General features: G+C 61.4%; 23 protein-coding genes. 15 read left to right on the plus strand and 8 right to left on the minus strand.

Annotated elements, in window-relative coordinates; all coding sequences use genetic code 11:
• Nucleotides 1–119: 119 nt before the first annotated feature.
• From ACSSVC_RS09000 to ACSSVC_RS09010, 3 genes are all read left to right on the plus strand, one after another.
• Nucleotides 120–1,244: a polysaccharide deacetylase family protein gene (locus ACSSVC_RS09000; protein ID WP_346633536.1), complete on the plus strand. Its 1,125-nt coding sequence runs from the start codon at nucleotides 120–122 to the stop codon at nucleotides 1,242–1,244.
• A 346-nt stretch (nucleotides 1,245–1,590) separates the two neighbouring features.
• The gene (locus ACSSVC_RS09005; protein WP_060837639.1) at nucleotides 1,591–2,985 is read left to right on the plus strand and encodes a PhoH family protein; all 1,395 of its coding nucleotides are present in this window, start codon (nucleotides 1,591–1,593) and stop codon (nucleotides 2,983–2,985) included.
• A gap of 116 nt (nucleotides 2,986–3,101) precedes the next feature.
• Entirely contained in the window at nucleotides 3,102–4,019 is a 918-nt protein-coding gene (locus tag ACSSVC_RS09010) for a LysR family transcriptional regulator (protein WP_346633535.1), read from the plus strand.
• 9 nt (nucleotides 4,020–4,028) lie between these two features.
• On the opposite strand, the gene ACSSVC_RS09015 is transcribed toward ACSSVC_RS09010, so the two are convergent.
• Complete coding sequence (locus ACSSVC_RS09015) at nucleotides 4,029–4,475, minus strand: DMT family transporter (protein ID WP_346633534.1); 447 nt, start codon at nucleotides 4,473–4,475, stop codon at nucleotides 4,029–4,031.
• A gap of 190 nt (nucleotides 4,476–4,665) precedes the next feature.
• Between ACSSVC_RS09015 and moaC the strand changes: the two genes are divergently transcribed.
• The 4 genes from moaC to ACSSVC_RS09035 all read left to right on the plus strand — a co-directional run bounded on the left by moaC (nucleotide 4,666) and on the right by ACSSVC_RS09035 (nucleotide 6,827).
• Nucleotides 4,666–5,139 carry a cyclic pyranopterin monophosphate synthase MoaC gene (gene moaC, locus ACSSVC_RS09020; RefSeq protein ID WP_346633533.1) on the plus strand — a complete coding sequence of 158 codons (474 nt, stop codon included), beginning with the start codon at nucleotides 4,666–4,668 and terminating at the stop codon, nucleotides 5,137–5,139.
• Entirely contained in the window at nucleotides 5,136–5,378 is a 243-nt protein-coding gene (locus ACSSVC_RS09025; RefSeq protein WP_346633532.1) for a MoaD/ThiS family protein, read from the plus strand. The genes moaC and ACSSVC_RS09025 overlap by 4 nt, the downstream gene beginning before the upstream one ends.
• Nucleotide 5,379: 1 nt before the next feature.
• Entirely contained in the window at nucleotides 5,380–5,832 is a 453-nt protein-coding gene (moaE, locus tag ACSSVC_RS09030; protein WP_492612199.1) for a molybdopterin synthase catalytic subunit MoaE, read from the plus strand.
• A gap of 218 nt (nucleotides 5,833–6,050) precedes the next feature.
• Nucleotides 6,051–6,827 (plus strand): ABC transporter substrate-binding protein, encoded by a 777-nt coding sequence (locus ACSSVC_RS09035; RefSeq protein WP_492612200.1) that lies wholly within the window; start codon nucleotides 6,051–6,053, stop codon nucleotides 6,825–6,827.
• Nucleotides 6,828–6,921: 94 nt separating this feature from the next.
• On the opposite strand, the gene ACSSVC_RS09040 is transcribed toward ACSSVC_RS09035, so the two are convergent.
• The 5 genes from ACSSVC_RS09040 to ACSSVC_RS09060 all read right to left on the minus strand — a co-directional run bounded on the left by ACSSVC_RS09040 (nucleotide 6,922) and on the right by ACSSVC_RS09060 (nucleotide 12,148).
• Complete coding sequence (locus ACSSVC_RS09040; RefSeq protein ID WP_346633529.1) at nucleotides 6,922–7,551, minus strand: helix-turn-helix transcriptional regulator; 630 nt, start codon at nucleotides 7,549–7,551, stop codon at nucleotides 6,922–6,924.
• A 90-nt stretch (nucleotides 7,552–7,641) separates the two neighbouring features.
• Nucleotides 7,642–8,769, minus strand: a complete 1,128-nt coding sequence (locus ACSSVC_RS09045; RefSeq protein ID WP_346633528.1) for an NAD(P)/FAD-dependent oxidoreductase — start codon at nucleotides 8,767–8,769, stop codon at nucleotides 7,642–7,644.
• A 34-nt stretch (nucleotides 8,770–8,803) separates the two neighbouring features.
• Nucleotides 8,804–9,757: an ornithine cyclodeaminase family protein gene (locus ACSSVC_RS09050; protein WP_492612201.1), complete on the minus strand. Its 954-nt coding sequence runs from the start codon at nucleotides 9,755–9,757 to the stop codon at nucleotides 8,804–8,806.
• A 140-nt stretch (nucleotides 9,758–9,897) separates the two neighbouring features.
• Nucleotides 9,898–11,394, minus strand: coding sequence for an ATP-dependent RNA helicase RhlB (gene rhlB, locus ACSSVC_RS09055; protein ID WP_346633526.1), 1,497 nt, complete (start codon nucleotides 11,392–11,394; stop codon nucleotides 9,898–9,900).
• A 97-nt stretch (nucleotides 11,395–11,491) separates the two neighbouring features.
• Nucleotides 11,492–12,148, minus strand: a complete 657-nt coding sequence (locus ACSSVC_RS09060) for an alpha/beta hydrolase (RefSeq protein ID WP_346633525.1) — start codon at nucleotides 12,146–12,148, stop codon at nucleotides 11,492–11,494.
• Nucleotides 12,149–12,623: 475 nt separating this feature from the next.
• On the opposite strand from ACSSVC_RS09060, the gene ACSSVC_RS09065 reads away from it, so the two are divergent.
• The 4 genes from ACSSVC_RS09065 to ACSSVC_RS09080 all read left to right on the plus strand — a co-directional run bounded on the left by ACSSVC_RS09065 (nucleotide 12,624) and on the right by ACSSVC_RS09080 (nucleotide 16,782).
• Entirely contained in the window at nucleotides 12,624–13,652 is a 1,029-nt protein-coding gene (locus ACSSVC_RS09065) for an amino acid ABC transporter substrate-binding protein (protein WP_041116089.1), read from the plus strand.
• 65 nt (nucleotides 13,653–13,717) lie between these two features.
• On the plus strand, nucleotides 13,718–14,899 hold the full coding sequence (locus tag ACSSVC_RS09070) for an amino acid ABC transporter permease (RefSeq protein ID WP_346633524.1): 1,182 nt from the start codon (nucleotides 13,718–13,720) through the stop codon (nucleotides 14,897–14,899).
• A 10-nt stretch (nucleotides 14,900–14,909) separates the two neighbouring features.
• Nucleotides 14,910–16,007, plus strand: coding sequence for an amino acid ABC transporter permease (locus ACSSVC_RS09075; protein ID WP_346633523.1), 1,098 nt, complete (start codon nucleotides 14,910–14,912; stop codon nucleotides 16,005–16,007).
• 10 nt (nucleotides 16,008–16,017) lie between these two features.
• Nucleotides 16,018–16,782: an amino acid ABC transporter ATP-binding protein gene (locus ACSSVC_RS09080; RefSeq protein WP_041116093.1), complete on the plus strand. Its 765-nt coding sequence runs from the start codon at nucleotides 16,018–16,020 to the stop codon at nucleotides 16,780–16,782.
• 65 nt (nucleotides 16,783–16,847) lie between these two features.
• On the opposite strand, the gene ACSSVC_RS09085 is transcribed toward ACSSVC_RS09080, so the two are convergent.
• Both ACSSVC_RS09085 and ACSSVC_RS09090 read right to left on the minus strand, forming a co-directional pair.
• Nucleotides 16,848–17,330 (minus strand): type II toxin-antitoxin system MqsA family antitoxin, encoded by a 483-nt coding sequence (locus ACSSVC_RS09085; protein WP_346633522.1) that lies wholly within the window; start codon nucleotides 17,328–17,330, stop codon nucleotides 16,848–16,850.
• Nucleotides 17,327–17,638, minus strand: a complete 312-nt coding sequence (locus ACSSVC_RS09090) for a type II toxin-antitoxin system MqsR family toxin (protein WP_492612202.1) — start codon at nucleotides 17,636–17,638, stop codon at nucleotides 17,327–17,329. Before ACSSVC_RS09090 ends, ACSSVC_RS09085 begins: the two co-directional genes overlap by 4 nt.
• Before the next feature lie 165 nt (nucleotides 17,639–17,803).
• On the opposite strand from ACSSVC_RS09090, the gene ACSSVC_RS09095 reads away from it, so the two are divergent.
• The 4 genes from ACSSVC_RS09095 (at nucleotide 17,804) to ACSSVC_RS09110 (ending at nucleotide 20,693) form a co-directional block, all read left to right on the plus strand.
• Complete coding sequence (locus ACSSVC_RS09095; protein WP_492612203.1) at nucleotides 17,804–18,463, plus strand: FadR/GntR family transcriptional regulator; 660 nt, start codon at nucleotides 17,804–17,806, stop codon at nucleotides 18,461–18,463.
• A gap of 13 nt (nucleotides 18,464–18,476) precedes the next feature.
• Complete coding sequence (locus tag ACSSVC_RS09100) at nucleotides 18,477–19,748, plus strand: CynX/NimT family MFS transporter (RefSeq protein ID WP_346633519.1); 1,272 nt, start codon at nucleotides 18,477–18,479, stop codon at nucleotides 19,746–19,748.
• A 99-nt stretch (nucleotides 19,749–19,847) separates the two neighbouring features.
• Entirely contained in the window at nucleotides 19,848–20,318 is a 471-nt protein-coding gene (locus ACSSVC_RS09105; protein ID WP_346633518.1) for a nuclear transport factor 2 family protein, read from the plus strand.
• Between the two features lie 45 nt (nucleotides 20,319–20,363).
• Nucleotides 20,364–20,693, plus strand: coding sequence for a GIY-YIG nuclease family protein (locus tag ACSSVC_RS09110; RefSeq protein WP_346633517.1), 330 nt, complete (start codon nucleotides 20,364–20,366; stop codon nucleotides 20,691–20,693).
• Nucleotides 20,694–20,735: the final 42 nt, after the last annotated feature.

The raw sequence follows: 20,735 nt of genomic DNA on the forward strand, positions 1-20,735 counted from the left end.
TTCGCCGGCAAACCGGCTGCTACACGGCCCTGCAGGAGCTGGCTTGCCAGCGAAGGGGCCCTGATTCCTGGCGCAGATCGGCTATAGTGCCGCGCGGGTTTTGTTCTGGAGGCATCCCTTTGCGTATCGCGTCTTTCTTCTCGGCCTGGCTTCTGAGTTTCAGTGTGCTGGCGGCGCCCAATGATGTGGCGACCCTGGATCGCAGCACCTGGCCGGAAAAGCTCGACAATCCGACCCTGTTCGACGTCGCCTCGCGGGCCGAGATCCTGACCTTTGCCCGCACCTTGCTGATCAGCGAGGCCTGGGACGAGGCTTCCCTGAAGCAGCGCCTGGGCTTGCGCATGATCAACATGGAGGCGATCTTTGAGCTGCGCGAGCATCTCTGGAAGCGCCTGCTGGACAACTACAACTTCGCCCAGCAGAGCTGCGACCAGGACGCTTCGTTCTGCTATCTGGTGGAAAACATGCAGCAACTGCGCAAGCAGGCCGGCAAGTTCCACCTGGCGGAGGATTCCTACTACGCCCGTTGGGGCGAGCCGAGCCGGACTTTCCATGAGCAGTACCTGGACGAATTGCTGCGCAAGGCGGCGCTGGCCCCTCAGACCAGCAGCGAGGTGCTGCGCTACGGCGACTACGAACGCAACGGCGACGAACTCAACGACCGGCTGTTTCTGCTGACCTTCGACAGCGCCGCCAACCTGGCGCCGGACAACACGCCCTGGCTGACCAGTTACCTGCGCAAGGCCAATCTCAGCGGTACGTTCTTTGTCCTGGGCAACGACATCCAGAACCGCCTCGACAAGGCGTCGGTGGCCAGCCTGCAATCCCTGTACTCCAGGCAGTGCGTTGGCGTGCAAGGCTGGGAGTTCCGCTCCCACAGTCACTGGCAGGACTGGCAGTACTCGATCCAGCGCAGCGCCGATCTGGTGAAGAGCAAGCTGCCGGAGAACTACGTGCCCTTGTTCCGCCCGCCCTTTGGCCAGCGTCGTGCCGATGCCCAGGACTTCTTCAATGCCCAGGGCATGCAGGTGGCGTTGTGGGACATCGACGCCCAGGATGGCGCCGGCAAGCTCAAGGCCGAGGACAGTGGTCAACGGGTACTGACCTTGATGTTGCTATGGCGACGCGGGGTGATTGCCTTCAATGCCAAACAGGATGGGGTCAAGAGCAGCTTGCCCTGGTTGCTGGCGCAGACTGCGCAAAGCGGCATCGGTTGGGAGGATTGTCAGGACGCGTTTCGCTGAAACGGCCAAGTGCCCGGAAACACGGGGTATGGGCGCTAAAGGGGGCGGATTTCAGCGGGATTTCGAGGCAGGCGGACTTTCGACTTTAACGGTGCTCGGGCAACGCGCCAAGGGCTTTTCGTCACCCTGAAAAATAAACATCAAAAAAGCGTCAAAGTGCGTTTTCCTGTCACGGTTTTTGGAGTATTACGAACTTAGACCGCCGAAACCTGCGACACAGGTGGCGTCTCCCAAGACTCCTTGTGTGTGCAGCTCACCTGAACCCCTGCGGGTGAATTCGGTGGTCATTCGAGGCGCGATACCCCATGGTATTGCGTCGACTGGCTCCCACATAAGGTGACCGAGTATGGATGACCACGGACGTAGCTCTTCTTCCAACCAGCCAATCCTTTATGTACTCGATACCAATGTATTGATTCACGATCCCAACGCCTTACTGAATTTCGAAGAACACCACGTCGCCATCCCCATGACCGTCCTCGAAGAGCTGGACAAGCTCAAGAGCGGGCACCACAGCGTTGCCGCCGAATGCCGTCAGGCGATCCGCCTGATCGACAAGACCCTGGGCGAGGCTTCCCCCGAGGACGTCGAACTGGGGGTTCCGATCCAGCGCGGCAAGAGCGGGCCCAAGGGCTTGCTGTCGATTCTGATGAGCAAGCGCAACGAGCCCAACAGCCTGTTGCCGGAAAACCTCAACGACAACATCATCATCAACCAGTTGATCGACCTGCACGCGCGCAACAAGGACTTGCCCGTGGTGCTGGTGACCAAAGACATCAATATGCGCCTCAAGGCGCGGGCCTGCGGGATCGCCGCCGAGGACTACAGCACCGACCAGCTGGTGGACGACGTGTCCCTGCTGCCCAATGGTTTCCACAACATGAGCGGCTCGTTCTGGGACCGCGTGAGCAAGGTGGAAACCCGTCAGGACCACGGCCGCACCTGGCACCAGGTGCAGTTGATCGACAACCTGCCGGCGGTGCATATCAATGAATTCATCATCGACGAACAGGGCTTTGTCGGCTGGATCAAGGAGATCCGCGCCGATGTGCTGCTGATCCTCGACCTGCATCAGGAACCCCTGCTGCACCAGGAAGCCTGGGGCCTGAAACCGCGCGACATCTATCAGGGCCTGGCGCTGTACGCGTTGCTCGACCCGGACATCCACCTGGTCAACCTGTCCGGCGCCGCCGGTTCCGGCAAGACCATCCTGGCCCTGGCCGCTGCCATCGAGCAGACCATGGTCAGCAAGCGCTACCGGCGCATCATCGCCACCCGCAGCGTGCAGGGGCTGGACCAGGAGATCGGCTTCCTGCCGGGCACCGAGGCGGAGAAAATGGAACCCTGGCTGGGTGCCATTACCGACAACCTCGAAGCCTTGCATATGGATGACGAGAACACCCATGGCAGCGTCGATTACATCCTCAGCAAGGTGCCGTTGCAGTTCAAATCCCTGAACTACATCCGCGGTCGCAGCTTCCAGCAGAGCCTGATCCTGATCGACGAATGCCAGAACCTGACCCCGCACCAGATGAAAACCATCATCACCCGTGCCGGCGCCGGTTCCAAAGTGGTGTGCCTGGGCAACCTGGCACAGATCGACACCCCTTACCTGTCGGCCACCAGCTCGGGGCTGACCTACCTCACCGAACGCTTCAAGGACTTCCCCAATGGCGTGCACATCACCCTGCAAGGGGTGCCGCGCTCGATCCTGGCGGAGTACGCGGAAAGCCACCTGTAACTTCAATCCCTTCCAGCACGGGCGACCTTCGGGTCGCCCGTTTTGCATTCGGCCTGGGGCACTGGGTTATTCTGCGGCTCCCCGCCGCCGAGCGCTTCCCAGTTGGAAAACACCGGATGACCCGCGTTTCCCTGCGCAATATCGATCTGAATCTGTTGGTGGTGCTCGATGCCTTGCTGACGGAAAAGCACGTGACCCGCACCGGCGAGCGCCTGCACCTGAGCCAGCCGGCGATCAGTCATTCCCTGGGCAAGCTGCGGGTGCTACTGGATGACCCGTTGCTGATCCGCCAGGGCAACGATGTGCTGCTCAGCCCGCTGGCCCGCAGCCTGCAAGCGCCCCTCAAGGACATCCTCAGTCAGATCGAAACCCTGTTCGGCAAGTCCCTCGACTTTGATCCGGCCAGTTCCCAGCGGATCTTTCACCTGGCGATGTCGGATTACGGTGCGGCGATCGTGCTCCCCAGGTTGCTGGTGCGCCTGCGTGGCGAGGCGCCCTTGATGCGCCTGGTGGTGACCCAGGGCAGCCGCCACGAGATGTTCGAGCAGATCGCCCTGGGCAAGATCGACCTGGCCCTGGGGGTGTTTCCCAGCCCTTCGGATGAGATCGTCAAGGAGGTGTTGTTCGAGGAAACCTTTTCCTGCCTGGTGGACCGCGCCACCCTCGATGGTGACGGCGGCCTGGACCTGACGGCTTATCTGCAGCGTCCCCATCTGCAGGTGTCGATGGACGGCTGTTTCAATGGCGAAGTCGATCACCGCCTGGGGGATGAGGGACTGCAGCGGCAGATCGCGGTCAGCGTGCCCCACTGGGGCATCGCGCCGGGGATGATCCGTGGCACCGACCTGATTCTGACCGTGGCCAGCCGCACCCTGGACGAGATCCCGCTGCAGGAAGGGCTGCTGCGGCTGCCCCCGCCCTTGAACATTGCGCCCTTCAAATTCGTGCAGATCTGGCATTCGCGTTTCAGCGATGACCCGGCCCATCGCTGGTTGCGTGAACAGGTCAAGCTGGCCAGCCAGGCCAAGGCCTGAAATGACGCCTCAGCCGCGGGTGGTGATGACGAAACCGCCGATCACCACCAGCACGCCAATGAGTTTCTGCAGGCTGATGTCTTTGCGTGGCAGGCCCACCAGCCCGAAGTAGTCGATGATCAGCGAGATCAGCAACTGGCCGATGATCACCGCCATGATGAAGTTCAGCGCCCCCAGGCGTGGCGCCATCAGCAGTGCCACGGTGATGTAGAGCACTCCGGCCATGCCGCCCATCCAGATCCACCAGGGGCCTTGCAGCGCGGCCATGATATTGGGCTTGGGCACTTTGATGAACAGCAGCAGCCCCCCCAGCACCAGCAGGCTGACCAGCAAGGAAACGCCGGTGGCCCACAATGGATGCCCCAGCAGGGTGCCCAGGCGGGCGTTGGTCCCGGCCTGGAGGGGCACGGCGAAACCAGCGAGCAGGCTGAGCAGGATCGAAACGAACAAGGCCATGAGGCGACTTCCTTTTGCGGTTTTTTGCGCTGTTGTACGTTGATCCGCAGTCGGGCTCCAATTCGTTGTTTTGATGCGGGTTATTCGCCAGGCTGATTGCCGGTTGGCGCTGCCGGGCGCCGGGCAGATGCCCCGTGCGAAAAACTGACCTGCAGGTTTACAATCGGCCCACCTGATCAGGAGTAACACCGTGCTGACTCATCTCGATTCCCAAGGTCGCGCCAATATGGTCGACGTCACCGATAAGGCCGTGACCTTCCGCGAGGCAGTGGCCGAAGCCCGGGTGCGCATGCTCCCGCAAACCCTGCAAATGATCGTCAGTGGCGGTCACCCCAAGGGCGATGTGTTCGCCGTGGCGCGCATCGCCGGAATCCAGGCGGCGAAGAAAACCAGCGACCTGATTCCCCTCTGCCATCCGTTGATGCTCACCAGCGTCAAGGTCGAGCTCAGTGCCGAAGGCGAGGACAGCGTGCGCATCGTGGCGCGTTGCAAACTGTCGGGGCAGACCGGGGTGGAGATGGAGGCGTTGACCGCCGCCAGCGTCGCCGCGCTGACGATCTATGACATGTGCAAGGCCGTGGACCGCGGCATGACCATCGAAGGCGTGCGGGTGCTGGAGAAAACCGGCGGCAAGAGCGGTCAATACCGGGCGGCTGACGCATGAAGATCCAGGTCAGGTTTTTTGCCCGTTACCGTGAGGCACTGGGGCTCGACGCCCTGGAGATTGAAGGGTCGTTCGCCTGTGTCGACGATGTGCGCCAGGCGCTGTTGTCCCGTGACGGGGCCGCCGTGCTCGCCGAACAGAATCTGATGTGCGCCCGCAATGAGGACCTGTGCTCGCTGGACGAGCCCTTGGCGGACGGTGATGAAGTGGCGTTCTTTCCCACTGTGACCGGAGGCTGAGATGGCGATCCGAGTGCAATCCGCGGCCTTCGATCCGGGAGCTGAAGTCAACGCCATGCACGCCGCCGATACCGGGGTTGGCGCAGTGGTGAGCTTTGTCGGTTACGTGCGCGACTTCAATGACGGCCAGGATGTCCACGGCATGTTCCTCGAGCATTATCCGGGCATGACCGAAAAGGCCCTGGTCAAGATCGCCGCCGAAGCTCAGCAGCGCTGGCCGCTGTTGCAGCTGGAGGTGCTGCACCGCATCGGTGCCCTGGAGCCGGGCGAGCCCATCGTCTTCGTCGGCGCGGCCAGTGCCCATCGCCAGGCGGCTTTTGATGCCTGTGCCTTTGTCATGGACTACCTCAAGACCCGTGCACCGTTCTGGAAAAAGGAAAACACCGCCGACGGCCCCCGTTGGGTGGAAGGCCGCGACAGTGATCACGCTGCGGCCGATCGCTGGAAAGAATGACTCCCTGATCCTCGCTGGTGGGGCCTGAGCCGGCCGCCATTCAACCTTCAATCGACTGCGACTGTTCCCGCTAACCGCTGGGGATAAGTCGCTGCGCGCGTCGTTGACGATATGTACGTAAAAGTCCAGTATGGATTAACAAGTACAAATAGAGTCTTTACCGTTTTACCTCTTCCTTCTGTCTTGCCAAACCAACAACAACCCGCGAGAGAACGAACATGAAAAAACTCCCCCTCATCAGTGGCCTGGTCTTGAGCCTGTTGGCGTGCAGCAGCCTGATGGCCGCCGAGAAAACCCTGCGCCTGGGCATCGAGGCGGCGTATCCGCCGTTCGCCTTCAAGACTGCCGACGGCAAGATCGGTGGTTTCGACTACGACATCGGCAACGCCCTGTGCGCGCAGATGCAGGTCAAGTGCGAGTGGATCGAGGGTGAGTTCGACGGCCTGATTCCCTCGCTGAAGGTGAAGAAGATCGATGCCGCGCTGTCCTCCATGACCATTACCGCGGAACGGCGTAAATCGGTGGATTTCACCCACAAGTACTATTTCACTTCATCGCGCCTGGTGATGAAGAAGGGCGCGGTGGTGGACGACCAGTACGCCAGTCTCAAGGGCAAGACCGTGGGTGTGCAGCGTTCCACCACCACCGATCGCTTCGCTACCGAAGTCTTCGAGCCCAAGGGCATCAAGGTGGTGCGCTACAGCAACAACGAAGAGATCTACATGGACCTGGCGGCCGGGCGCCTGGACGCGATCTTCGCCGACACCATTCCTCTGGCTGATTTCCTGTCGATGCCACGGGGCGCCGACTACGCCTTTGTCGGTCCTGAGTTGAAAGATCCGAAATACGTCGGCGAGGGCGCCGGAATTGCTGTGCGCAAGGGCAACGGTGAACTGGTGGGCGAGTTGAACAAGGCCATCGATGATATTCGCGCCAATGGTGAATACCAGAAGATCCAGGCCAAGTACTTCAAGTCGGATATTTATGGGGATTGAGAGATTGCGGCGTTCTTGAGGACGCCTTCGCGAGCAAGCTCGCTCCTACAGGTGTTGTGCAATTGCGTGTAGGAGCGAGCTCGCTCGCGAACCTTTATTGTCCCTTCAATTCCTTCAGGTGCTTGTACACCGTCGCCCGGCCCATGTTCAGCACGTTGGCCACATAGTTGGAGGCGCTCTTGCCCTTGAAGGCGCCTTCGGCGTGCAGGGCCAGTACCAGTTCGCGCTTGTGATCGCGGGTCAGCAGGTTCAGCCCCAGCTGGCGCTCGCGCAGCCAGTTGTGCAGGAAGGTGTTGATGCGCTCTTGCCAGTCATCACGAAACAGCGAGTCGGGCTGGGGAATCAGTTTGCTGGGTGAGAGAAACAGGTCCAGAGCGGCCTTGGCATTTTCGAACAGCGAGATATTCAGGTTGATGCACAGCACGGCCATTGGCTGACCGTGGCTGTCGCGCAGCACGCTGCTGAGGCTGCGGATCTTCTGGCCGTCCCAGTTGAGCTTTTCATAGGGGCCGATGTTGCGTTCGCTGCTGTCGCCACTGAGCAGGTCTTCCAGGGCCGCATCGTCGCCCACTTCACGCTTGGACAGGTTATTGGCGATGTAGTCGATTTTCTGCGTGCGCAGGTCGTGGAGCACCACCTCGGCATGGGGGAAGAACAGCGTGGCAATGGCGTCGGCAATCGCCCGGAAATTGTCCAGGGCAGGGTCCTTTGCGGGTGAGGTCATGGGTCGTACTCCAGGCGGCTTCAGCGCCCGCCGCTAGCGGGCGCTGGGAGTGTGCCGCAATCGTTCGGGCGCGTCACCCCGAGGGCGGGTTCAACCGAGGCGGGCAGGGGAGAGCATGGCGGACTCCAGGCCGAAGCGGGTCAACTGTTCCGGCAGGGGTTGGCCACGTACCAGGGCGGCGCTGGCCTGGCCCATGGCCGGAGACGTCTGGATGCCATAGCCGCCTTGTCCGGCGACCCAGAACAGCCCGGGTACCTGTGGATCGAAGCCGGCCAGCAAGTCACCGTCGCTGACGAAACTGCGCAGGCCGGCCCAGGTCCGGGTCGGACGACGAATGCTCAGGGTGGTGGCTTCTTCGATCTGGTAGATGCCCAGGGCAATGTCCAGCTCTTCGGGCTGCACATCATGGGGCTCCACCGGGTCGGCGTTGGCCGGCGAGCCGAGGAACATGCCGGCGTCGGGCTTCATGTAGAAGGATTCGTCCAGGCTCACCAGCATCGGCCAGCGGTGGCTATCGAGCCCTTCCGGGCCGGCGAAGATAAAGGCCGCCCGGCGCTTGGGTTGCAGGCCCAGGGGGCGGGCACCGGCCATGACGCCGATCTGATCGGCCCAGGCCCCGGCAGCGTTGATCAGCACCGGAGCGCTGAAATCCTGGCCGCTGGTTTGGACCTGCCACAGCCCTTGTTCATCACGACGCAGTCCCAGCACTTCATGGTCGGTATAAACCTGGCCCTGATGACGGCGGATGCCCCGCAGGTAGCCCTGATGCAGGGCGTCGGTGTCGATGTCGCTGGCACTGGGGTCGTAGAGGGCGCCATGGACCTTTTCGCGACGCAGGATCGGCAGACGAGCGCAGGCTTCGTCTGCACTGAGCAGTTGCATCTCCGGCACCGTGGCCTTGGCGCTCAGGTACTGGTTGTTCAGTTCGGCCGGATCGCCGGTGAAGTCCACGGTCATTTCCCCTCGTGGCGTCAGCAGCGGGTGGTCGCAGAAACCCTCCGGCGGGTGGTCGAAAAAGTCCCGGCTGGCCAGGGTCAGGGCCCGCACCTGGGCGGTGCCATAGGCGGCGGTGTAGAGCGCGGCAGAGCGGCCGGTGGAGTGATAGGCCGGGTGAGACTCGCGCTCCAGCACGATGACGCGGCCGTGGCGCGACAGCCAGAAACCGGTGGAGGCCCCGGCGATACCGCCGCCGATGATGATGAAGTCTGCCTGGATCATTCAAAGCTCCTGGAAAAGTGCAAGTGACGGGCCCTTAGTGCGGCTGCCGCAGGTGGTACAGGGCATTGGCCAGGGCGATGTCTTCCAGGCCCAGGCCGATGGAGCGGAAGAACACATGGCGTTCGGCACTGGGGCGTTGAGCCTGGTTGCTCAGTAGCTCCGGCAGGTCGCCGAGAATTGCCGCGCTGTCCCAGCCGTGCTGTTCGCCGGCAATCAGCATCTCGCCGGCCGAGCCCGGGGTGGTACGGCGATAGTCACAATAGACCTGCATCTGCTGCAGTGCGGCGGGCGGCACTTCATGGGCCCGTGGTGCATTGGTGCTGATGGAGGTGATCAGCGCCGGCTTGCTGAGGGTGCGTGGGTCGATGACCGGTCCGGCGGACGAGGTGCAGAGCATGATCACGTCCGCATCTTCGACAGCCTCTTCAAGCTGCTGGACGATTTGCAGGCGCGGATCGAGGGCCTTGAGGTGCGCATGCTCTTCGGCGGATTTACTGGCCAGGCTTGGGGAATAGAGACGGATGCTCTGCCATGGGCGCAGGTCTTTCACGTAGTGCAGATGAGCCTGGGCCACGGCGCCGCTGCCGATGATTGCCAGGTGCCGGGACTCGGGCGTAGCCAGTGCCTCGACGGCGACCGCCGTAGTGGCGGCGGTGCGTGCGGTGGTCAGTTCGGTGGCGTCGCACAGCAGCAGGGGCTGGCCGCTGTCCATTGACATCAGCAGGGTCCAGGCGGTGACCAGCGGGCCTTCGGCGCGAACGATGTAGGGCGAGGTCTTGACCCCGTAGACCCGATCTTCAGCCAGCACGCCCAGGTAGTTGATGAAGTCGCCGGCGCCCTGGGGAAATTCCACCAGTTGTTGTGCCGGTTGTACGGCGAGTCCGGCGGCCAGGTCGCGAAACAGTTTGCGCAGGGTCTGCGGGACGTCGATTTGCGCGAGCAATTGGCGGGCTTCGGTTTGGGCAATCAGGTAGGGCGTGCTGGGCATGTAGGCGTTCCCAAAGAATTAAACTTATTTGTCCATTATGGACTTTTAGTTTCTGTGGGCAATATCCAGGCAAAAAAAAACGCAGCCTGTGGTCGGGCTGCGTTTTTCAGATGGGCTAGGCGCTCTGGGAGCGCCGGTTATCAGGCTTGCGGGCGTTTGCGCTCCACCGGGCGCAGCAGTTCTGCGGGCGGCATCTCGCAGCTGATCTTGCGCCCCAGCAGGGCTTCGATCGATGGCAGCTGGTAGGAGTCGTCCTCACCGGCGAAGCTGATGGACACGCCGTCGGCCCCGGCACGACCGGTACGGCCGATGCGGTGCACGTAGTCGTCCGGCACTTCCGGCAGGGTGAAGTTGATCACGTGGCTGATGCCGTCGATGTGAATGCCGCGACCGGCCACGTCGGTGGCTACCAGGACCCGGATCTTGCCTTCGCGGAAGCCTTCCAGGGTCTTGATCCGCTTGTGCTGCGGTACGTCGCCGGACAGTTGGGCGGCGTTCACGCCGTCGCGAACCAGGCGTTCTTCGATGCGCCGCACTTCATCCTTGCGGTTGGCGAAGACCATGACCCGTTCCCAGCCGTTGTCGGTGACCAGGTTGTACAGCAGCTTGTACTTGTCGGCCCCGGCGACCGCATAAATGTGCTGTTCGACGTTTTCGCTGGCGACGTTTTCGGACTCGATCTCGACGATGGACGGGTCGGTGGTCCACTGCTTGGCCAGGTTCATCACGTCTTCGGTGAAGGTGGCGGAGAACAGCAGGGTCTGACGTTCGCTCTTGGGCGGGGTCTGACGAATGATCTGACGCACTTGCGGGATGAAGCCCATGTCGAGCATGCGGTCGGCTTCGTCCAGCACCATCACTTCGACCATGTCCAGGTGCACGTCACCGCGCTGGTTGAAGTCCAGCAGGCGGCCCGGGGTGGCCACCAGGATGTCGCAGTGGCGAGCTTCCAGGTGCTTGAGCTGCTTGTCGAAATCCATGCCGCCGACGAAGGTCATGACGTTGAGGCCGGTGTATTTGGTCAGGGCCGCGGCGTCCTTGGCGATCTGCACCACCAGTTCCCGGGTCGGGGCAATGATCAGCGCCCGTGGTTCGCCCATGTAGCGTTCTTTCGGCGGCGGGGTCTGCAGCAACTGGGTGATGATCGAGATCAGGAACGCAGCGGTCTTGCCGGTGCCGGTCTGGGCCCGGCCGATGGCGTCTTTGCCCGCCAGGGTAAAGCCCAGTACCTGGGCCTGGATCGGTGTGCAGTAGGGAAAGCCCAGGTCCTGGATGGCGTGCATCAGTTCCGGAGCGAGCTTGAAGTCGTGGAAACGGGTCTTGCCTTCCTGGGGTTCCACCACGAAGTCTTCGAGTTTCCAGGTGCTGACCGCTGGTTTTGGCGGCCGCGGGCGGCGCGGTTGCTCAGGTTTGGGTTGCTCGGCCTTGGGCTTCTCTTGGCGCGGCGCTGTGGGAGCGGAAGGGGCGGCCGGTGTGTTCACCGGTTCTTTTTTAGCTGCGGTAGCAGGTGCGCTCCGTTCCGGCTGACGGCCGTCATTACGGCTGCTGGAACTGGGGGAAGGGGCACTGGGGCTTGGCGCGAGCGGCTCAGCCTCGCTTTTACCGAAGATTTTCTTGAGTGCTTTGAGCACGGTCATCTCATCAATTGGTTAAGGAATGTACGCCGGCCAGTGTAATGCAAGAAACGGGCGCGGCGTAGTCTGTTGCTCGTGGTCCAGGTGCGAGGCGTTTGTTCTAGCGCAAACGCTCGCTCAGCCAGGTGCCGATATCGCGGATTTCCTCCGGTAACACCTCGTGTCCCATTGGGTATTCCTGCCATGTCACGGTGACACCATGCTGTTTCAGGTACTCATAGGCGGTGCGGCCCATGGCGTTCTGCACCACTTCGTCGTACTGGCCGTGCAGTGACAGCACCGGAATCCGCTGTTGGCTGGCGCAAAGTTGCAGTTCATCGCCAAAGGTCGGTGCGTAGGTGGAGAGGGCAAGTACGCCACCCAAGGGACCCTGCCATTTGAGGAAGGCGGTGTGCAGTACTACGGCGCCACCCTGAGAGAAACCCGCTAGGAAAATGCGCGATGCGTCTATTCCGCTGGTGCGTTGTTCTTCGATCAGTCTGATGACTTCGTCAGATGATTCGTCGAGCTGTTCGCGACTGATCGCACGAGCCGGGTTCATGGCCAAAATGTCGTACCAGCTGGGCATGGCGTATCCGCCATTGATGGTCACGGCACGGGTCGGTGCCTGGGGCAGGACGAAGCGGGTGCTCAAGAGTTTTTCCTGCAGCATCTCGGCCACCGGCAGGAAGTCGTAACGGTCCGCTCCCAGGCCATGAAGCCAGATCACACAGGCGTCTGCGGGCTTGCTGGGCTGAAGAATCAAGGGCTCGGTCATGGCTGCTCCATTTGTGTGCGTGCGCGCTGATTGAGTGCGAGGTTAAGGGGCGCGCCCGGTTGATCGGTGAAGAAGATGTCGCACGGTTGAACGTTTTGCTATTGACCACTGGCTGAAACGCTTTAGCCGAAACTGTGGTACGGGCTTTGCTATGGCTCGGAAAGAGGAGCGGATGTGATAGCACGCTCTGCCGGCGGTAACACTAACAGGCTACCGCGGGCGATGGCATACCCAGCTCCTCTGATACAGGTTCGCCTACGGCCGCTACGGGCTCTGTGAACTGCAAAGGGCTACAGCCCGTTCGGCCGATTGGTGAGATGTAGGTCCCCCATTACGTGGATTTCTCCTACTAGACTCATAGCGAAGGTCTTACGCCGCTTGACCCTATAAAAAAGCCGACACGGGTCAACAGCGCCTCATGAGGGTGCGGCAGGACTCAAGCTCCGACACAACAAGAGCAAAACTGGAGGTTTGAATGAAGATGTTGAAATCCACCCTGGCCGTCGTGACGGCGGCCACGGTACTGGCTACAAGCGGTTTCGCACAGGCGGGTGCGACCCTCGATGCAGTACAGAAGAAAGGTTTCGTACAGTGCGGCGTCAGTGATGGTTTGCCGGGATTCTCGGTACCGGACGCTACCGGCAAGATTCTCGGCATCGACGCCGATGTCTGCCGTGCCGTGGCCGCAGCCGTATTCGGCGATGCGACCAAGGTCAAGTTCAGCCAGTTGAACGCCAAGGAGCGCTTCACTGCGCTGCAATCCGGTGAGATCGACGTGCTGTCGCGCAATACCACCTGGACCAGCTCCCGCGATGCGGGCATGGGCCTGATGTTTGCCGGCGTCACTTATTACGACGGCATCGGCTTTCTGGTGAACAACAAGCTGGGTGTGAAAAGTGCCAAGGAGCTGGACGGTGCGACCATCTGTATTCAAGCCGGTACTACCACTGAGCTGAACGTGTCGGACTACTTCCGCGGCAATGGTCTGAAATACACCCCGATCACCTTCGACACTTCCGATGAGAGTGCCAAGTCCCTGGAGTCCGGTCGTTGCGACGTACTGACCTCCGACAAGTCCCAGCTTTACGCACAGCGCAGCAAGCTGGCGACTCCGACCGATTATGTCGTACTGCCGGAAACCATCTCCAAGGAGCCTTTGGGCCCGGTGGTGCGTAAAGGCGACGAAGAGTGGTTCAGCATCGTCAAGTGGACCCTGTTCGCCATGCTTAACGCCGAAGAGGCGGGCGTCACTTCGAAAAACGTCGAAGCTGAAGCCAAGTCCACCAAGAACCCTGATGTAGCACGTCTGCTGGGCGCGGACGGTGAATACGGCAAAGACCTGAAACTGCCGAAGGACTGGGTAGTACAGATCGTCAAGCAAGTAGGTAACTACGGTGAAGTGTTCGAGAAAAACCTCGGCAAGAGCACGCCACTGGCCATCGACCGCGGCCTGAACGCGCTGTGGAACAACGGCGGCATCCAATACGCACCACCTGTGCGCTGATGGTTCTATCACCCGGCGGGCCAACCGCCGGGTGATGTTCTGTTCCATTATTCCTGGGGCACTTCATGCAAAATACAATCGGCGCACCCAAGCAGAGGCTTAGCCTCAGCGACCCGCGTGTGCGCGCCTGGTTATTCCAGATCATCACCATAGTGGCGGTGGTTTCGCTGGGCTGGTTTCTGTTCGACAACACGCAAACCAACCTCCAGCACCGGGGTATTACCTCGGGTTTTGACTTTCTTGAGCGCAGCGCCGGTTTCGGCATCGCTCAACACTTGATTGCCTACACCGAAGCGGACAGCTATGCCCGGGTCTTCGTCATCGGTCTGCTCAATACGCTGCTGGTGACTTTTATCGGGGTGATCCTGGCCACCTTGCTGGGGTTCATCATCGGGGTGGCGCGGCTGTCGCAGAACTGGATCATCAGCAAGCTGGCGACGGTGTATGTGGAAGTGTTCCGCAACATTCCGCCGCTGCTGCAGATCCTGTTCTGGTACTTCGCGGTGTTCCTGACCATGCCGGGGCCGCGCAACAGCCATAACTTCGGCGACACCTTCTTCGTCAGCAGTCGTGGCTTGAACATGCCGGCGGCGCAGATGGCTCCGGGGTTCTGGGCGTTCGTTGCGAGTGTGGCGCTTGCCGTGATCGCCATCGTGCTGATGTGCCGCTGGGCCAACAAGCGCTTTGAGGCCACCGGGGTGCCGTTCCACAAGTTCTGGACCGGCCTGGCGTTGCTGCTGCTGATTCCGGCGTTGTGCACGCTGGTCTTTGGCTCGCCCGTGCATTGGGAGTTGCCGAAGCTGCAGGGCTTCAACTTCGTCGGCGGCTGGGTACTGATCCCCGAACTCTTGGCCCTGACTCTGGCCCTGACCGTCTACACCGCGGCGTTTATCGCCGAGATCGTGCGTTCCGGGATCAAGTCGGTCAGCCATGGCCAGACCGAAGCGGCGCGCTCCCTGGGGCTGCGCAACGGTCCGACCCTGCGCAAGGTGATCATTCCCCAAGCCTTGCGGGTGATCATTCCGCCGTTGACCAGCCAATACCTGAACCTGGCGAAGAACTCGTCCCTGGCGGCGGGTATCGGTTACCCGGAAATGGTTTCGCTGTTCGCCGGTACGGTGCTCAACCAGACCGGTCAGGCCATCGAGGTCATTGCCATCACCATGAGCGTGTACCTGGCAATCAGCATCAGCATTTCCCTGCTGATGAACTGGTACAACAAGCGCATTGCGCTGATCGAGCGGTGAGGAAGCGCCCATGACGACTCATACTTTCAAGCCCGATATGCCGCCGCCCAGCAGCAGTATCGGTGTGCTGGCGTGGATGCGCGCCAACATGTTTTCCAGCTGGCTCAACACCCTGTTGACCCTGTTTGCCTTCTACCTGATCTACCTGGTGGTGCCGCCGATCCTGCATTGGGCGATCCTCGACGCCAACTGGGTCGGCACCAGCCGTGCCGACTGCACCAAGGACGGCGCCTGCTGGGTGTTCATCCAGCAGCGATTCGGCCAGTTCATGTACGGCTACTACCCGGTGGAGCTGCGCTGGCGGGTGGACCTGACCGTGTGGCTGGCAGTGATCGGCGTGGCCCCCTTGTTCATCTCGCGCTTTGCCCGCAAGGCGATCTACGGCCTGTGTTTCCTGGTGTGGTACCCGGTGGTGGCCTACACCCTGTTGCACGGCGGCTACCTGGGTCTGAGCAATGTCGCCACCAGCCAATGGGGCGGCCTGATGCTGACCCTGGTGATCGCCACCGTGGGGATTGCTGGAGCCTTGCCTCTGGGAATCTTGCTGGCGCTGGGACGGCGTTCCAACCTGCCGGCGATCCGCGTGGTCTGCGTGACCTTCATCGAGTTCTGGCGCGGCGTGCCGCTGATCACGGTGCTGTTCATGTCCTCGGTGATGCTGCCGCTGTTCCTGCCCGAGGGCATGAACTTCGACAAGCTGCTGCGAGCGCTGATCGGGGTGATCCTGTTCCAGTCGGCCTATGTGGCCGAGGTGGTGCGTGGTGGTTTGCAGGCCATTCCCAAGGGCCAGTACGAAGCGGCCGCCGCCATGGGCCTGGGTTACTGGCGCGCCATGGGCCTGGTGATTCTGCCTCAGGCCCTGAAGCTGGTGATCCCCGGCATCGTCAACACCTTCATCGCCCTGTTCAAGGACACCAGCCTGGTGATCATCATCGGCCTGTTCGACCTGCTCAACAGCGTCAAGCAAGCCGCCGCCGACCCCAAATGGCTGGGCATGGCCACCGAAGGCTATGTCTTCGCGGCCCTGGTGTTCTGGATTTTCTGTTTTGGTATGTCCCGCTACTCCATGCATCTGGAGCGTAAGTTGGACACAGGCCACAAGCGTTAGGAGTATCTCCATGAGTGAAGCGAGCAAAAAGCCTGTGGGCCCTGAAGGCATTATTCAGATGCAGGGTGTGAACAAGTGGTACGGCCAGTTCCACGTGTTGAAGGACATCAACCTCAACGTCAGGCAGGGCGAGCGCATCGTCCTGTGCGGGCCCTCGGGTTCGGGCAAATCCACCACCATCCGTTGCCTCAATCGCCTGGAAGAACACCAGCAGGGGCGCATTGTGGTGGACGGTGTGGAACTGACCAACGACCTCAAGCAGATCGAGGCCATTCGCCGGGAAGTGGGCATGGTGTTCCAGCACTTCAACCTGTTCCCGCACCTGACCATTCTGCAGAACTGCACCCTGGCGCCGATGTGGGTGCGCAAGATGCCCAAGCGCAAGGCCGAGGAAATTGCCATGCACTACCTTGAGCGGGTGCGCATTCCGGAGCAGGCCAACAAGTACCCGGGCCAGCTTTCCGGTGGTCAGCAGCAACGGGTGGCGATTGCTCGGGCGCTGTGCATGAAGCCCAAGATCATGCTGTTTGACGAACCCACCTCGGCCCTGGACCCGGAAATGGTCAAGGAGGTGCTGGACACCATGATCGGCCTCGCCGAAGACGGCATGACCATGCTCTGCGTGACCCACGAAATGGGCTTTGCCCGCACCGTGGCCAACCGGGTGATCTTCATGGACAAGGGCGAGATCGTCGAGCAGGCGGCACCGAACGACTTCTTCGACAACCCGCAGAATGATCGCACCAAGCTGTTCCTGAGTCAGATCCTGCATTGATCCTGCTGCAGGACCCGCGCTGAAGATAAACCCGGACTGGCTCCGGGTTTATTTTTGCCCGGCGTTCAACTGCCGGCAGCGCCGAGCTGTTGTTCGGATGAGTCGCGGGAGGCAGAGGGCGCCAGTTGCGGTTCGCTGAGATCCAGTACGTCCTTCATCAACTGCGGGTGGCGATCCAGCAGGCGCATCAGCATGTACAAGGGCTGAGGTGCGCTGACTTCGCCGCGCTCGTAGCGGGAAAAGGCATTGTGCCCGCCGCCCGAAAGTAGCCTGACGGCTTCTTTCTGGGAAAGGTGCAGCTTGCGGCGGATGCGCTTCATGTCTGCAGCGACGATCTGCCGATACTCCTCCAGCAATTGGTCGCCCGCGGCCGCGTAACGTTCTGCGCTCGCTGCGTCGAATTCGATTTCATTGCATTCCTGGCATTCCCAGCCGGCCAGGCCATGGAGGTGACGCAACAGGTGCCGGTAGTCGATGAGCTCGCTGCGTTGCTCGAACGCCAGCATGCCGCTCGGGGCGCCGCAGCTGTAGCACTGTTGTCGTTTCATGTTTCTGCCTCCTTGAAGGAGATCACTGGAGGCCCTATGCCGGGGCGCTGGGTGATCTTGATGTAGAGCGTCTGGTTATCGATGCCGGTGTAATACACGTCCTGCCACATCCGGTGATCTTGATAGGTGGTCATCGATTTGTAGAGCATGCTGCCCTGGAGTCCGGCTATCACTCGTTGCATGGCGGCCAGGGACAATCCGAGTTCCTTGCCGCAGAGCAACGCACTTCGAGTGAAGGCTTGTGCCCCTTGCCGAACGACCTGTGCCTTGATCAACGACAGGTCGTAATGATGTGTTTTCTTTTCCATGAGACACTCTTGAGGCTTGACTGAAACTACCCTTATAGGGTTTTTTGTCAAGGCCTGTTTGAGATGGCGAAAGTGCCTCCTCCAGCCTAAAACGTTGAACTCTCGGAAAAGCCTGAATACCATGTCGGGCAATTCGTCCGATGATTGGATGAAAGAGTGAGTTCAATGAGCGAAATTTCCCCTCTGATCAAACGTTCCCTGGTCGATCAGGCCCTGGAACAGCTGCGCCTGCGCATCACCAATGGCGCCTGGGCTGTCGGCCAGCGCTTGCCCACCGAACCGGAACTGGCCAGCGAACTGGGCATCAGCCGCAACACCGTGCGCGAAGCCATGCGCGTGCTGGCGTTCTCCGGGCTGATCGAGATCCGCCAGGGCGACGGCAGCTACCTGCGGGCGGTGGCCGATCCCCTGGACATGCTCCAGGCCCTGTCCCAATGCTCCCTGGAACAGGCCCGGGAAACCCGGCAGATCCTAGAAGTGGAGGCGGTTGGCCTCGCGGCCCTGCGTCGCACCGACGACGACCTGCGCGCCTTGAACGAAGCCTTGCAGGCCAGCGGCGGGCATTTTCATGGCGATCTGGAAAGCTACATCGCCTGCGACCTGGTGTTTCATCAGGGCCTGGTGGATGCCGCACACAATCCGACCCTCAGCCAGCTGTACCGCTATTTCTCCAGTGTGGTGGGTGCCCAGTTGCGCCAGGCCTTGACGGTCACTCCGCGTCGCCAGGACGTCTTCGATCTCCACCAGCACCTGCTGGATGCCATCGAGCAGGGCGACCCCGAGCGGGCCAAGCACCTTTCCCGCCAGTTGATCAACGAATCCTGAATCCGAGACCTATATGTCCAACCACCAGGCCCCCCCGAACACCCCGTCGCCTCCAGAGTTGTTGATTGACGCTGAGGCCGATGACGAAGAAGTCCAGCAGGCTCCGCCACCTTTGCGGCGGCCCTGGCTGTTGCTGCTGGGGCTGATCCTGGTGGCGTTGAACCTGCGTCCGGCGCTGTCGAGCATGGCGCCGTTGCTCAGTGACGTATCCCAGAACCTGGGCCTGTCGGCCGCCAAGGCGGGGTTGCTGACCACCTTGCCGGTGTTGTGTCTGGGGCTGTTTGCTCCTTTGGCGCCGCTGCTGGCCCGGCGTTTCGGCGCCGAACGGGTGGTGCTGGGGATTCTCCTGACCCTGGCCCTGGGCATTGTCCTGCGCAGTTCCCTCGGTGAGTTCGGCGTCTTTGCCGGGAGCATCCTGGCAGGGGCCAGCATCGGCGTGATCGGGGTGCTGCTGCCGGGCATCGTCAAGCGCGACTTCGCCCGGCATGCGGGAACCATGACCGGTGTCTACACCATGGCCCTGTGCCTGGGGGCGGCCATGGCGGCAGGGGCGACAGTGCCCTTGAGCCATCACTTTGATGACAGCTGGGCAATGGGCCTTGGCTTCTGGGTGGTGCCGGCGTTGGTGGCGGCGCTGTTCTGGTTGCCTCAAGTGGGGCAGAAACACGGCGCTCACCATGTCGCCTTCCGTGTCCGCGGGTTGCTGCGTGATCGCCTGGCCTGGCAGGTGACCTTGTACATGGGACTGCAATCGTCCCTGGCCTACATCGTGTTTGGCTGGTTGCCGTCGATCCTGATCGGTCGTGGTCTGACTCCAACCCAGGCCGGACTGGTGCTGTCGGGTTCGGTGATCGTGCAACTGGCCAGCTCCCTGGCGGCGCCCTGGCTGGCGACTCGCGGCAAGGATCAGCGTCTGGCCATTGTGATTGTCATGTTGATGACCTTGGGCGGCCTGTTCGGCTGTCTCTATGCGCCGCTTGACGGCTTGTGGGGCTGGGCCATTCTGCTGGGCCTGGGGCAGGGCGGCACTTTCAGCCTGGCCCTGACCTTGATCGTCCTGCGTTCACGGGATACCCATGTGGCAGCCAACCTGTCGAGCATGGCCCAGGGCATCGGCTACACCCTGGCGTCCATGGGGCCGTTTGCCGTGGGGCTGGTGCATGACTGGACCGGCGGCTGGAACGCCGTGGGCTGGATCTTCGCTGTGCTGGGCAGTGGGGCGATCATTGCCGGGCTGGGCGCCGGCCGTTCGCTGTATGTGCAGGTGCAAAGCGAGAGAATCTGATGGGCGTCACTGTCGGTATTTGCACGGCAAATGCCGATAGTTTTCTCAAGGTGTGCGGATTATTGTGCAGGCATCCCTTTGCCCTTTCGGAGTCCGCCCATGAGTGATGCCCACCGCGCCCTGATCACTGAGTTCTATCAGGCCTTCCAGCGGCTCGATGCCGAGGCCATGAGCGCTTGCTATACCGAGGACGTCGTATTCAGTGATCCGGCCTTCGGCGAATTGCGCGGGCGTGACGCTGGCGACATGTGGCGCATGCTCACTTCCCGGGCCAAGGACTTTTCCCTGACGTTCGATCAGGTGCATGCCGACGAGCGCTCGGGTGGTGCGCACTGGGTCGCCACTTACCTGTTCAGCCAGACCGGCAACACGGTGGTCAACGATATTCAGGCGCGCTTCGTGTTTCGCGATGGCAAGATCTGTGAGCACCACGACCATTTCGACATGTGGCGTTGGGCGCGTCAGGCCCTGGGAGCCAAGGGGCTGCTGCTGGGCTGGACGCCGTTCTTGAAAAATGCCGTTCGCGCCCAGGCCCGCAAAGGCTTGAAGGCTTTCCAGGGCGGCCGTTGAAAACCATCCTCTGCTAAGATCGCGGCTTGTTATCCACAAGCCTCGATGCCCTTTGTGACCAGCCCCGATCCCTCTCCCGTCGTTGAAGCCGCTTCGCCAGTGGCGGACAGCAAACCCTGGTTCGTCTACCTGGTGCGTGCCGCCAATGGGGCCTTGTATTGCGGCATCAGCGATGATCCGCAGCGGCGTTTCGCCAAGCACCAGAGTGGCAAGGGCGCGCGGTTTTTTCTCTCCAGCCCCGCCGTGGCGCTGGTCTATACCGAAGCCTGCCGGGACAAGAGCGAGGCTCTGCGCCAGGAGCGGTTGATCAAGAAACTCAGGAAAAGCGCCAAGGAATGCCTGGTGGCTTCTGCCGGTGCAACCGCATCAATCTGACTGATAGGTTCTCATCAGTTGGATCTGTAGGCCGTCCACGGA

Source organism: Pseudomonas sp. E1BtOHC1, assembly GCF_058744285.1.